Annotated in this window: 12 protein-coding genes; 8 read left to right on the forward strand and 4 right to left on the reverse strand. The window is 72.3% G+C overall.

From position 1 onward, the window contains the following. The first annotated feature begins 39 nt into the window (after positions 1-39). Positions 40-1,206 carry a nitric oxide synthase oxygenase gene (locus C8E87_RS20900; protein WP_133874659.1) on the forward strand — a complete coding sequence of 389 codons (1,167 nt, stop codon included), beginning with the start codon at positions 40-42 and terminating at the stop codon, positions 1,204-1,206. Here C8E87_RS20900 and C8E87_RS20905 read toward each other — a convergent pair. Beyond that, entirely contained in the window at positions 1,190-1,807 is a 618-nt protein-coding gene (locus tag C8E87_RS20905; protein ID WP_133874660.1) for an RNA ligase family protein, read from the reverse strand. The two genes, C8E87_RS20900 and C8E87_RS20905, sit on opposite strands and share 17 nt — an antisense overlap. Before the next feature lie 238 nt (positions 1,808-2,045). On the opposite strand from C8E87_RS20905, the gene rpmE reads away from it, so the two are divergent. Next, a complete protein-coding gene (gene rpmE, locus C8E87_RS20910; RefSeq protein WP_133874661.1) occupies positions 2,046-2,270 on the forward strand; it encodes a 50S ribosomal protein L31 in 225 nt (74 codons plus the stop codon). A gap of 82 nt (positions 2,271-2,352) precedes the next feature. Continuing rightward, a complete protein-coding gene (prfA, locus tag C8E87_RS20915; RefSeq protein ID WP_133874662.1) occupies positions 2,353-3,444 on the forward strand; it encodes a peptide chain release factor 1 in 1,092 nt (363 codons plus the stop codon). Positions 3,445-3,613: 169 nt separating this feature from the next. On the opposite strand, the gene C8E87_RS20920 is transcribed toward prfA, so the two are convergent. Together C8E87_RS20920 and C8E87_RS20925 are read right to left on the reverse strand one after the other, a co-directional pair. After that, the gene (locus C8E87_RS20920; RefSeq protein WP_133874663.1) at positions 3,614-4,948 is read right to left on the reverse strand and encodes an outer membrane protein assembly factor BamB family protein; all 1,335 of its coding nucleotides are present in this window, start codon (positions 4,946-4,948) and stop codon (positions 3,614-3,616) included. A gap of 8 nt (positions 4,949-4,956) precedes the next feature. Next, positions 4,957-6,480 carry a GGDEF domain-containing protein gene (locus C8E87_RS20925; protein WP_133874664.1) on the reverse strand — a complete coding sequence of 508 codons (1,524 nt, stop codon included), beginning with the start codon at positions 6,478-6,480 and terminating at the stop codon, positions 4,957-4,959. 127 nt (positions 6,481-6,607) lie between these two features. Here C8E87_RS20925 and prmC point away from each other — a divergent pair, with 127 nt between their 5' ends. The 4 genes from prmC to C8E87_RS20945 are packed head-to-tail and all read left to right on the forward strand — an operon-like array spanning position 6,608 to position 9,680. Then, entirely contained in the window at positions 6,608-7,420 is an 813-nt protein-coding gene (prmC, locus tag C8E87_RS20930) for a peptide chain release factor N(5)-glutamine methyltransferase (RefSeq protein WP_133876971.1), read from the forward strand. Between the two features lie 37 nt (positions 7,421-7,457). Next, positions 7,458-8,150 carry an L-threonylcarbamoyladenylate synthase gene (locus tag C8E87_RS20935; protein WP_133876972.1) on the forward strand — a complete coding sequence of 231 codons (693 nt, stop codon included), beginning with the start codon at positions 7,458-7,460 and terminating at the stop codon, positions 8,148-8,150. 1 nt (position 8,151) lies between these two features. Continuing rightward, complete coding sequence (locus C8E87_RS20940) at positions 8,152-8,745, forward strand: arsenate reductase/protein-tyrosine-phosphatase family protein (RefSeq protein ID WP_133874665.1); 594 nt, start codon at positions 8,152-8,154, stop codon at positions 8,743-8,745. Further along, entirely contained in the window at positions 8,742-9,680 is a 939-nt protein-coding gene (locus tag C8E87_RS20945; RefSeq protein ID WP_133874666.1) for an L-threonylcarbamoyladenylate synthase, read from the forward strand. Before C8E87_RS20940 ends, C8E87_RS20945 begins: the two co-directional genes overlap by 4 nt. Here the strand turns inward: C8E87_RS20945 and C8E87_RS20950 are convergent. Further along, positions 9,673-11,124: an SDR family oxidoreductase gene (locus C8E87_RS20950; protein WP_133874667.1), complete on the reverse strand. Its 1,452-nt coding sequence runs from the start codon at positions 11,122-11,124 to the stop codon at positions 9,673-9,675. The genes C8E87_RS20945 and C8E87_RS20950 overlap by 8 nt on opposite strands. Before the next feature lie 81 nt (positions 11,125-11,205). Between C8E87_RS20950 and glyA the strand changes: the two genes are divergently transcribed. After that, positions 11,206-12,495: a serine hydroxymethyltransferase gene (gene glyA / locus C8E87_RS20955; protein WP_239079840.1), complete on the forward strand. Its 1,290-nt coding sequence runs from the start codon at positions 11,206-11,208 to the stop codon at positions 12,493-12,495. Positions 12,496-12,537 lie beyond the last annotated feature (42 nt).

Genomic DNA, 12,537 nt, shown 5'->3' on the forward strand with positions numbered 1-12,537 from the left:
ACCTCCCATCCTGGAACGCGAAGACGGTGGGAGGCGCCGATGAACGTGCCCGGCTATCGGGACACACCGATCGAGCCCTGGGACCGGACGGCGCCCGCGGACCCCGGTGAGGCCGAGGACTTCCTGCGTCAGTGCTACACCGAAAATCAGCGGCTCGGCCCGGTCGAGCCGCGGCTGGCGATCGTACGGGCGCAGATCGCGGCCACCGGCACCTATGTGCACACCACCGAGGAACTCGCGTACGGCGCGAAACTGGCCTGGCGCAACGCGAGCCGTTGCATCGGACGGCTCTACTGGCGCAGCCTCGTCGTGCTGGACCGGCGCCGGGCCCGTACGGCCGATGAGATCTTCTCGTTGCTCGTCAACCATCTGCAGACCGCGGGCAGCAACCAGATCCGTCCCGTTATCAGCGTTTTCGCCCCCGCTCAGCCCGGGCAGCCGTACGCCCGTGTCTGGAACGAGCAGTTGATCCGTTACGCGGGTTACCGCGGCGCCGACGGCTGCCCGGTCGGCGACGTGCGGCAAGAGCAGTTCACCGCGGCGATGCAGGGGTTCGGGTGGCGTGGCAAGGGCGAACAGTTCGACGTGCTGCCGCTGGCGATCGAGACCCCGGCCGAGGGCGTACGCCTCTACGAGCTGCCCGAGCGAGCCGTTCGCGAGGTGCCGCTGACCCATCCCGAGTACGCCTGGTTCGCCGAGCTGGGCCTGCGCTGGCACGCCGTCCCGGCCATCGCGAACATGCGCCTCACCGTCGGCGGCGTGCACTACCCGTTGGCGCCGTTCAACGGCTGGTACCTCGGCACCGAGATCGGCGCGCGCAACCTGGCCGACGCCGACCGCTACGACATGCTTCCGACGGTCGCGGCCCGGCTCGGGCTCGACACCAGCCGTGAGTCGACGTTGTGGCGCGACCGGGCGCTCGTCGAGCTCAACCGGGCCGTGCTGCACTCGTTCGAGCAGGCCGGGATCAAGATGAGCGACCATCACACGGAGTCGCAGCGGTTCCTCAAGCACCTGGCCAACGAGGAGAAGGCCGGTCGCTCGGTGCCCGCCGACTGGACGTGGATCGTGCCGCCGATGTCGGGTGGCATCACCCCGGTCTTCCACCGCTACTACGACGAGGCGGATCTGCGGCCGGCGTTCTACCTCGACGACGAGGCGGCGGCGCTGGCCAGGGAGGGGTGCCCGGTCAGGCGAACTCATTGACGGCGAATTCGTCCTTCTCCGTCCGAGCCGCCGGCACGCGTACGTGGCCGGCGCGCACCCACTTGAGCACCCGGAGAGGGAACTCGCCGGCGGGGATGCGCCCGGCCGAGCGTACGACGAAGCCCTCGGAGTTCTCGGCGTCACGGCGGGCCGCCCACGCCGCCCGGGCCTCGGACAGGCTGCCCCCGCGGTAGAGGACCGGCACCACCGGCAGCTCCAGGCGGGTGGCCCAGTCGACCGTGTCGTCCCAGCCCAGCAAGGTGTCGGTCTCGTCCCAGATGCCGAAGACGATGAACACGCCGGGCAGGTCGGAGTAGGCGATGCTGCGCCGGGCCCACATCGACTCGCCGCAGACCCGCCAGTCGTCCGGGATCCGGTACGACGTCATGGCCCACAACGCCTTGGCCGGGCGGTCCCACGGTGGGGTCTCGGCGCCGGGCGACCGGCCGTAGACGGCGTCACGGGTGAAGGTCAGGTTGCCGCCGTCGAGTTTCTCGGTCACCACCAGCTCGCCGTCGAGCCAGGTCAGGTCGTGCTGCACCAGGTCGTCCCGGGTGGCGCCGGGGGAGTCGGGCAGGTGGTAGGTGCGCGGGTACCTCACCGCTGAGCAGCCTCCCTCCCCACCCGGGCCGCACGTGTGCTGCCCCGGACAAAGCGGCACGAAAGCGCCGGGAATACCCCGCCGAGGGCGTACGTTGAAGCGCAGGTCACGCCGATTTCGCCAAGACGCGGCGACATGGCAGACTAGTACATCGGCCAGTAAAGGTTCCGGTTCACGCCCCCAGGCTTTGCGCTCTCGGCGACCCGGCGACCATTTCCATTGAGGGAGACCGAGTTACATGAAGAGCGGCATCCACCCGGAGTACACGACCACCGAGGTCATCTGCTCCTGCGGCAGCACCTTCACCACCCGCAGCACCGCCAAGGGCGGCGAGATCCGCGTCGAGACCTGCAGCGCCTGCCACCCGTTCTACACCGGCAAGCAGCGCGTCCTCGACACCGCGGGCCGGGTCGCGAAGTTCCAGGCCAAGTACGCCAAGGTCAACGCCGCGAAGAAGAAGTAACTGCTTCAACGGCGCCCGTTCCCGGTTCCCCGGGGCGGGCGCCGTTCGCATGTCAGGTTCATCCACCAGCCGGGAGACGAAGATGAGCACGGATCGGCTGACCACCCTTCTCGCCGAGTACGCCGAGCTCGAGAAGCGCATGGAGGACCCCTCCATCCACTCGGACCAGGCCCTTGTGCGCCGGGTCGGCCGACGCTTCGCCGAGCTGGCCCCCCTCTATGCGGCCAATGCCGAGCTCGAGGCGGCCCGCGCCGACCTCGCCGCGGCCAAGGAGCTGGCGGCCGAGGACCCGGGTTTCGCCTCCGAGGTCGAGGCGGTCGCCGCCACCCTGGCGCCGCTCGAGGAGAAGCTCGGCGAGATGCTGATCCCGCGCGACCCCAACGACGCCAAGGACGTGATCATCGAGATCAAGGCGGGCGAGGGCGGCCAGGAGTCCGCGCTGTTCGCCGGCGATCTGCTGCGCATGTACACGCGGTACGCGGAGCGGCACGGCTGGGTGGTCGAGGTGATCGACTCGCAGGAGTCGGACCTCGGCGGGGTCAAGGACATCTCCATCGGCGTCCGCACCAAGGGTGTGCCCGACGGCGGTCACGGCGTCTGGTCGCGCATGAAGTGGGAGGGCGGCGTGCATCGGGTGCAGCGGGTGCCGGTCACCGAGTCGCAGGGCCGCATCCACACCTCGGCGGCCGGCGTGCTGGTGCTGCCCGAGGCCGAGGAGGTCGACGTGGAGATCGCTCCGGGCGACCTGCGCATCGACGTCTTCCGCTCGTCCGGCCCGGGTGGCCAGTCGGTCAACACCACCGACTCGGCCGTGCGGATCACCCACATCCCTACCGGCACCGTGGTGAGCTGCCAGAACGAGAAAAGCCAGCTGCAGAACAAGGAGTCGGCGCTGCGCATCCTGCGGTCCCGGCTGCTGGCGATCGCCCAGGAGGAGGCCGATGCGGCCGCTTCCGACTCGCGTAAGGCGCAGGTGCGTACGGTCGACCGCTCGGAGCGGATCCGGACGTACAACTTCCCGCAGAACCGGATCACCGATCACCGGATCGGCTACACCGCGTACAACCTCGACCTGGTGCTGGGCGGTGAGCTCGACGCGGTGCTCGACGCGCTGGCCGAGGCCGACCGCGCGGCCCGTCTGGCCGGCGAGTCCGAGATCGGCCGCCGGGGCTGACGGCTCGCGGGACGGTGGCAATCGGAGGCCGCCGGGGCTGACGGCTCGCCGGACGGTGGCAATCGGAGGCCGCCGGGGCTGACGGCTCGCCGGACGGTGGCAATCGGAGGCCGCCCGGGCTGACGGCTCGCGGGACGGTGGCAACCCGGAGGCCGCCGGGGCTGACGGCTCAGCGCACCGCGATGACCTGGTATTCCTCGCCCGCTGTGCAGGCCAGGTAGCCCGGGACGGACGAGCAGGGCCGGCTCGCCATGTCGCCGACCGAGCCGAGCATCCGCTGCCGGCCGGTCCGCAGATCCCAGCGGACGACAGCCGTACGGTCCGGGGGCTCGACAGTGGAGCGCAGCAGGAGCAGCGAGCCCTCCCCGGCATCGTTCCAGGCCAGGGTGCCCTGGGCCGGCTCGCCCAGGGCCGCGCCGGTCTCGGCGTCCACCAGCTGGTTGCGACCGTCGTCCAGGCCCTCGCCGAGCACGAGCCGGTCGGGGCCGACCTGGAACGCGTTGACCGCGCCGTCCAGCCGCCACCGGCGCCGCCCGGTCAGCGGGTCGTACGCGATCAGCCCTCGGCCGTCGTTGAGGCACAGCGCCGAGCCGCACGGGAAGGCGTACCCGTTGGTGTCGGCCGCCCGCCAGAGCTCGGCCATGGTGTCGGCGCGGTAGACGCTCATCTCGAAGACCTCACGGCGCGAGCGGTTGATCACCAGGACGTCGCCGGTGCCGCTGAGGTCGTTGAAGTAGCCCTCGTCCGGGTTGGCCTTGACCCACGGAACCGTGCCGGTGCTGACCCGCTCGCCCGTTCCGTACGCATAAATCGTTATGAGTCCGCTGTTGGTGGCGGTGACGATGCGGCTGGGCCGGTCGGTCGGCATGACGGTGTAGTTGCTGACGCCCGGGGTGTCGCGGCTCCAGATCGTCTCGCGGTCGCCGAGCCGGATCAGGCGCATGCGGGCCAGGTCGGCGCGTTCGGTGTACTCGGTGAGCAGCGCCGTGTCGCCGGAGACGGTGTACGGTTCGCCGGCCGTGCGCCACAGCTCGGCGCCGGTGGCCATCGAGATCGCGATCGTCTGCCGGTGGAACTCGGCGTGGAAGGCCGACCCGTCGTTGACCGAGGGCAGCTCGACGACGTGGCCCTCGGTCGGCACCAGCAGCACCCCGGCCGGCTCGGCGGCCTGCAGATAACCGATCGTGCTGTCGAAGGCGCGCTGCCAGCGGATCGTGCCGGTGCTCAACTCGTACGCCGTGACGGAGGCCAGCCCGTTGGCCGAGCGGTGCACGAAGACGCCGTCGCGGGTCAGCGTCGTGCCCTGCGCCTGCGCGATCGAGACGCTCCACACCGGACGGACGCCGCGTGGCTCGGGCACCTGCGAGCCGGCCAGTACGGCCAGGCACAGGGCGCCCGCGAACCCGAGGCTGAGCTGCCGGACAAGCCGGCGGTTCAGCGGCGAGCCGGCGGGCTCCCGGCCCTCGGGGGCCGAGGAGATCTCGCCGAGCTCGATGGTGCTCATGGCCGGGGTTACGTCATCTCGGAGAGCGGCCGGGTCGGTAGCCTGTTCGCCGCGGCCGCGGCCAGGGCCGCGCTGAGCGTGCGCCCGTTGGCGCCCACCTCGGACCAGCCCGCGGCCAGGCTGATCGGGGTGCCCGGCACCAGGATCTGCCAGTTCTCGGCGTTGGTGGCCGCGGTGATGCGGCGCGACACCTCGGCCGCCTGAGCCGTGCCCGCGCCCGGCAGCACGACGACGAACTCGTCGCCGGCGAACCGGGCCACGAAGTCGCCGCGGCGCATGACCCGGTTGAGCACCCCGGCTATCCGCTGCAGCACGAGGTCGCCGCAGTGGCGGCCGTGCCGGGCGTTGACCTCGGTGAAGCCGATCAGGTCGCACACACCGATCGCCGCGCGTTCGCCGCGCTGCAACATGGTGGCGACGTACCGCTCGAGCTGGCGGCGGTTGGGCAGGCCGGTGAGCGGGTCGGTGAGCGTCTCGTCGCCGTAACGGCCGGGATCGCGCTGGGTCTCCTGCGCGTCGAGCCGGGCCGCCACGCCGTCGAGATAGCCGTCGCGCAGCCGGTCGATGCGCTGGGCGGCGAGCCGGAACGCGTAGCGGTCGGCTGAGTGCGCGGCCTCGTGGTCGCCGGCGGCGGCGTGGCAGATGCTGCGCAACCGGGCCGGCTCGGCCGCGCCCAGGATCTCGGCCGACACCGGCACCGAATCCAGCATGGACAGCGCCTGCGCAGGGCGCCCGGCCGCCATGACAAGACAGACGTGACCGAGATGCTGCAGGTCACGGGTGCGAACGCTGTCGCCGCCGCCGGTCAGCCACTCGGCCGCGTTCTCCTCGGTGTCCTCGCCCAGGGCGGCCCGCCGGGCCAGCGAATAGCCGTACGCCGCGCGGCTGCCGGGACGCATGTGGTCGGCCCCGATCGCCACGTATCGGCTCAGCTCGGCGTCGATGTCGCGGAGCACACGCAAACAGCCGTCGGTGTCGCCCTGGTGGTCGAGCGAGACGGCGTTGCGCAGCCGGATGCCGGGCGCGGCGAAGATCTCGGGTGGCAGGCCGACCGCCGCGCCGACCTGCCGGGCCTGTTCGATCGCGGTCAGCGCGTGGCCGTGGAAGCCGAGATAGGAGTACGCCATCGCGAGGTCGTGCCAGCCCCAGGCGGTCTCGGAGTCGTTGTCCTGCACCGCGGCCAGGGCCCGGGACGCCTGTACGAGGTGGGTGACGCCCCGGTCCAGATTGCGTTCGAGGTGGGCGCCGAGGGCGGCGAAGGCGTGCATCTGCCCGCGCAGGTAGGCGTCCGGGATCTCGCGGACGGCGTTCTCGGCGATCGTCATCGCGGTCGCGAGCTCCGCTATCCGGCCCAGGTTGATCAGCGCGCCGAACCGCTGCACCAGGGCGTACGCCCGAGTGGTGGGGTCGGTGGCGGCGGCCAGCACCTTGTCGAGGATCGGCAACGCCTCCGCCGAGCGGCCGTTCTGCTGGAGCCGTCCGGCACGACGCAGCTCCTCGGTGTTCTCCGCGAGCTGGTCCAACCAACTCACCAGGCGCCTCCCACTGGTGCCGCGCGTCCTGCGCCGACCCGGCCGATCGGCGCCGCACGTGACGCTTGAAGATTATGCCGTGGAAACGGACTCCGAAGACACCTCCCGGCCATCGCTGAGCCGAGCCATCGCCTCGGCGGTCGTCGATCTCTCGGCGGCCGGGGTGGCTTCGCCCCGGGTCGACGCCGAGTTGCTCGCCGCACACGTGCTGGGCGTCTCACGTGGGCGCTTGCTGCTGGTCGACTCGCTGCGGCCCGAGGAGCTGACGCGTTTCGCCGCCCTCGTGGCCGAGCGGGCGAAGCGGCTCCCGCTGCAGCATCTGCTCGGCACGGCCGCGTTCCGGCATCTCGAACTTCAGGTCGGTGACGGTGTCTTCGTCCCACGACCCGAGACGGAACTTCTCGCGGGCTGGGGCGTCGAGCACACCGCGCCCGGGGCGACGGTGGTCGATCTGTGCAGCGGCACCGGAGCGATCGCGCTCGCGGTGGCCGACGAGGCCGCGCCGGGCCGTGTCGTCGCGGTCGAACGGTCGCCGGCGGCGCTGACCTACCTGCGCCGCAATGCCGAGACGTTCGGAGTGGTCGAGGTCGTCGAGGCCGATGTGACCGATCCGGGCATCCTGGGCGACCTGCGCGGCGCGGTGGACGTGCTGCTGTGCAACCCGCCGTACGTGCCGGCGGCCACCCCGGTGCCGCCCGAGGTCGCCCTCGACCCGGCCGAGGCGGTGTTCGGCGGGGACGACGGGCTGACCGTGATCCGTCCCGTTGTCGCGCTCGCCGCGGCGCTGCTGCGCCCGGGCGGCGTGGTCGGCATCGAGCACGACGACGTGCACGGCCGGGCGGTGCCGGAGCTGCTGCGGGCCGACGGCCGGTTCACCGAGGTGACCGCCCACGAAGACCTGAGCGGGCGACCCAGGTTCGCGACGGCAAGGCGGGCCTGATCGATGCCCGGCAGCGCATGGCAGACTGCACGGTGTGATGCTCTACGACTGCCGTACCACCGCGGACCGTGATCGCGGCATCGCCGCCGCCGTCGAGGCGGTCAAGAACGGTGAGCTGGTCGTCATGCCGACCGACACGGTCTACGGGGTCGGGGCGGACGCGTTCACCCCGCACGCGATCACCTCGTTGCACCACGCGCGCGGCGTCACCAACAAGGTCCCGCCGCCCGTGCTGGTCGGGTCCCGGCACACCCTCGACGGCCTGGTCTATTCGCTGCCCAAGGCGGCGCGCGAGCTGGCCGACGCGTTCTGGCCCGGCGCGCTGACCCTGTACGTGGAGCATTCGCCCAGCCTGCAGTGGGATCTCGGGGACACCGGCGGCCGTGTCGCGGTGCGCATGCCGCTGCACCCGGTGGCCCTCGAGGTGCTGCGGGCGGTCGGCCCGATGGCGGTCACCACGGCCAACAAGGTGGGCCAGCCGGCGCCGCTCACCGCCGAGGCCGCGCGCGAGCAGCTGGAGTACGGGGTTCGCTGCTATCTCGAGGCCGGTGAGGCGCACGACCCGGCGCCGAGCACGGTGGTCGACGTGACCGGCGAGGTGCCGCAGGTGCTGCGGGCCGGCGCGATCCCGCTCGGGAAGCTGCGTGACGTCGTGCCCGACATCATCCCCCTCGATGAAGTTGGGTTCTCCGCGCCGTCAGGCGCCGGCAAGAGCTCAGCGGAGGACTGAGGTGGCCGCCTTCACCGTCCTGCACGTCTGCATGGGCAACATCTGCCGTTCCCCGATGGCCGAGCGCCTGCTGGCCCGCGCCGTCCGCGACCGCGCCGGCGAGCCGGGCGACCAGCTGGTGCACAGCGTGAGCGCCGGCACCGGTGGCTGGCACGAGGGTGAGGAGATGAACCCGCCCGCCGCCCGCCAGGTCCGGGCACGCGGCGGCTCCGACGACGGTTTCGAGGCCCGCAAGCTGCGCGGCGACTTCATCGACGAGGCCGACCTGATCCTCACCGCGACCGCCGACCAGTACGACTACGTGGTCGCGCTGCGCCCCGACGCGGCCGCCCGTACGTTCGTCACCGGCGAGTTCGGCCGGCTGCTGGGCGCGGTCGACGCGAGCGCGCTGCCGCCGGCCGAGCCGGAGCCCGGTTCCGTGCGCGCCCGCGGGGTCGCCATCGTCGAGGCGGTGCATGTGCTGCGCGGCGACGACGGCCCGCGGCCCTCCGACGACCTCGACGACCCGTGGGGTCGTGGCGACCAGACGTTCCAGCGCATCGGCGACGAGATCGAGGACACGACGGTCCCGTTCGCCAAGCTTCTGCTGCCGTGAGGGTCGTCAAACCGGACGCCGAGGGGCTGCGCCGCGCCGTCGAGGTGCTGCGGGCCGAGTCGGTCGTCGCCTTCCCCACCGAGACCGTCTACGGGCTGGGCGCGAACGCGTTCTCCGCGAAGGCGGTCGGCGAGATCTACCGGCTGAAGAACCGGCCCTCCTGGAACCCGCTGATCGTGCACGTGGCCAACGTCGAGGCCGCCCGGGCGCTGGCCGAGACGTGGCCCGGCCTGGCCAACGAGCTGGCGGCGCAGTTCTGGCCGGGGCCCCTGACGCTGGTGCTGCCGCGGGCCCGGCACCTGGCCGGCGTGGGCGCGAGCAACGACACCATCGCCATCCGGATCCCGGCCCACGAGGTGGCGCTCCAACTGCTGGAGGCGTCCGGCTTGCCGCTCGCCGCGCCCAGCGCCAACCGCTCCGAGGGCATTTCGCCGACCACCGCCGACCACGTGTTGCGCAGCCTGCCCGACGTGCCGCTGGTGCTCGACGGGGGGCCGGCGTCGTGGGGCATCGAGTCGACGGTCGTGGACGTCACCGGTGAGACGGCCCGGTTGCTCCGGCCGGGCGCGCTGCCGTTGCGGGAGATCCGTGAGGCGGTCGGCTCGATCCTGCTGCCCGACGAGGGCCCGGCCGACGGTGCTGCCCGCTCGTCGCCCGGCATGAGCCGCCGTCACTACGCGCCCCGAGCCGCCTTGGTGCTGGTCAAAGAGGTCGACCAGACCGGTCTGTCCGACTCGGTGGGAGTGCTGACTTACGAGGGCTTCAGCGGCACGGAGGTCCTTTCGGCCGACCCGCGTGAATACGCCGCCGACCTGTACGCCGCTCTGCACCGCCTGGACGACGCCGGGGTGGCGACGATCCTGGTGCAGGAGCCGCCGGACACCGAGGACTGGCTGGCCGTCCGTGACCGCCTGAGCCGGGCGGCCGCTAAGTAACGCGTTCGGCGCCCTGGGCGATGTTGTTCACCATGCCCTTGAAGATGAAGCCGTGGAACGGCACCACCGCCGCCCAGTAGGCGTGCCCGGCCAGCCCCCGCGGCAGGAAGACGGCCCGCTGGCGGTAGACGCTGCCGCCGTCGCCGTCGGGCAGGGCGCGCATCTCGAGCCACGCCCGTCCCGGCACGCGCATCTCGGCCCGCAACCGCAGCAGCTTGCCCGGCTCCAGCTCCTCCACCCGCCACCAGTCGAGCGCCTCGCCCACCCGCAGCCGGTCCCGGTCGCGGCGGCCCCGGCGCAGCCCCACCCCGCCGGCCAGCCGGTCCATCCACCCCCGTACGGACCAGGCCAGGGGGAACGAGTACCAGCCGTTCTCGCCGCCGACGCCCTCGATGACCCGCCACAGCGCCTCGGGCGGGGCCTTCACCACGCGGGAGCGCTCGTCGACGTAGATGCTGCCGCCGGACCAATCCGGGTCGCTCGGCAGCGGCTCGGCCGCCCAGTCCCGGCCGGCCGCATTGGACCAGCGGGTCTCCACGTTGGCGTCGCGGACCTTGCCCAGCGCGACCCGTACGGCCTGCTCGAAGCCGAGCGGCTCCCCGGGGGCGTGCTCGCGGATGTCGTTCTCGTGGGCCACGGCCTCGTGCACCAGGCTGGCCACCAGCGGGCGGGCGATCGAGTTGGGCACCGGGGTGACGACGCCGACCCAGTGGGCCGACAGCCACGGGCTGAGCGGCCGCAGCGGCACGATCACGCGCCGGCGCAGCCCGGCCACCCGGGCGTAGCCCTGCATCATCTGGCCGTACGTGAGAACGTCCTTGCCCCCGATGTCGAACCCGCGGTTGACCTCGGGCGGGAGCGTGGCCGCGGCGATCAGGTAGCGCAGCACGTCGCGGACGGCGACGGGCTGGATCCGGTTGCGGACCCAGCGCGGGGTGACCATCAGCGGCAGGCGTTCGGTCAGGTGGCGCAGCATCTCGAACGACGCCGACCCCGAACCGATGATCACCGGGGCCCGCAGCACCGCCGTGGGCACGCCGCTGCCGAGCAGGATCCGGGCCACCTCGGCCCGGGAACGCAGGTGCGGCGAGGGCTTGTCCTCCGGCGGCGGCTCGGGACCGCCGAGATAGACGATGCGGGAGACGCCGGCCGCTTTCGCCGCGGTGGCGAAGTTCTCGGCCGCCTCCCGGTCCAGCCTCTCGAAGTCGGCCCGGCCCAGCGAGTGGACCAGGAAGTACGCCACGTCGACGCCGTCCAGCGCGGCCGGCAGCGTCTCGGGCCGGTTGAGATCGCCCTCGGCCACCTCGACGCTGTCCGCCCACGGCACGTCCCGCAGCCGGGCGGCGCTGCGGGTCAGGCACCGCACCTCGTGCCCGGACTCCAGCAGGCGCGGGCCCAGGCGCCCGCCGATGTATCCCGTCGCACCCGTTACCAAGCACCGCATAAACCCAACTGTGCCCTCGAAGAGGCCTGGACAAGCCATATGCTCGAAATCGGCAGCGCTGCCTGCTCGCGGGGAGGGCACGTGGAGACCTTTTGGGGGCCGGATTTCGCCGCGCTCGAGGCGGGCGATCCGGAGATCGCGGGTGTCCTGCTGGCCGAGGTCGAGCGGCAGCGCACCGGGCTGCAGCTGATCGCCAGCGAGAACTTCACCTCCCCGGCGGTGCTGGCCGCGCTGGGTTCGACGCTGGCAGACAAGTACGCCGAGGGTTATCCGGGCGAGCGCTACTACGGCGGTTGCGCCGAGGTCGACAAGGCCGAGCGGCTGGCCGTCGAGCGGGCCGAGGAGCTGTTCGGCGCCGAGCACGCCAACGTGCAGCCGCACTCGGGAGCGGCGGCCAACCTGGCGGCGTACGCGGCCCTGGCCGAACCGGGCGATCCGGTGCTGGCCATGGAGCTGGCGCACGGGGGGCATCTGACCCACGGCAGCCGGGTCAACTTCAGCGGCAAGTGGTTCCACCCGATCGCCTACCGTGTCCACCCGGACACCGAGGAGATCGACTACGACGAGGTACGCGACCTCGCGCTGGCCCATCGACCCAAGATGATCATCTGCGGCGCCACGGCGTACCCCCGGCTGATCGACTTCGCCCGGTTCCGCGAGATCGCCGACGATGCCGGGGCCTATCTGGTGGTCGACGCCGCGCACTTCATCGGGCTGGTGGCCGGGCGGGCCGCCCCGTCCCCGGTGCCGCACGCCGACGTGGTCACCTGCACCACTCACAAGGTTCTGCGCGGCCCCCGCGGCGGCATGATCCTGTGCCGGGCCGAGCTGGCCCAGCGGATCGACAAGGCGGTCTACCCGTTCGTTCAGGGCGGGCCGATGATGCATGCCGTCGCGGCCAAGGCGGTGGCCCTGCGCGAGGCGTCGCTGCCGGGTTTCCGCACGTACGCCCGGCAGGTCGTCAAGAACGCCCAGGCGCTGGCCGCGGGCCTGGCCGCCGAGGGGATGCGCCTGGTCGCCGGTGGCACCGACACCCACCTGGCGCTGGCCGACCTGCGCGGGCTCGGGGTCTCCGGCCGGGATGCCGAGACCCGGTGCGCGCTGGCCCGCATCACGCTGAACAAGAACGCCATCCCGTACGATCCGGAGCGACCCGCGGTGGCCTCGGGCATCCGGGTGGGCACGCCGAGCGTGACCACCCAGGGGATGCGCGAGGGCGAGATGCGGCAGATCGCCGGCCTGATCGGCGTGGCCGTGCGCAGCGATCCGGATACCGTGGGCGGGGCGTCCCGTCTCGCTGACGCCGCAGACGAGGTCGCCGACCTGGTGCGACGTTTCCCGGCCCACGGGCGGCAGGAGGTTATGGCGTGACCGACTGCATCGGACTGAGCGAAGTGGTCGTGGGGCCCGGAG

The sequence above is a fragment of the Paractinoplanes brasiliensis genome, assembly GCF_004362215.1.
In the GTDB taxonomy this organism is placed as follows: Bacteria; Actinomycetota; Actinomycetes; order Mycobacteriales; family Micromonosporaceae; genus Actinoplanes; species Actinoplanes brasiliensis.

Excerpts from the sequence above, each read along its gene's own strand:
- prfA (WP_133874662.1), top strand. The coding sequence starts at position 2,353 with ATGAGCACGGATCGGCTGACCACCCTTCTCGCCGAGTACGCCGAGCTC.
- rpmE (WP_133874661.1), top strand. The coding sequence starts at position 2,046 with ATGAAGAGCGGCATCCACCCGGAGTACACGACCACCGAGGTCATCTGC.
- C8E87_RS20920 (WP_133874663.1), bottom strand. The coding sequence starts at position 4,948 with ATGAGCACCATCGAGCTCGGCGAGATCTCCTCGGCCCCCGAGGGCCGG.
- C8E87_RS20900 (WP_133874659.1), top strand. The coding sequence starts at position 40 with ATGAACGTGCCCGGCTATCGGGACACACCGATCGAGCCCTGGGACCGG.
- C8E87_RS20935 (WP_133876972.1), top strand. The coding sequence starts at position 7,458 with ATGCTCTACGACTGCCGTACCACCGCGGACCGTGATCGCGGCATCGCC.
- C8E87_RS20950 (WP_133874667.1), bottom strand. The coding sequence starts at position 11,124 with ATGCGGTGCTTGGTAACGGGTGCGACGGGATACATCGGCGGGCGCCTG.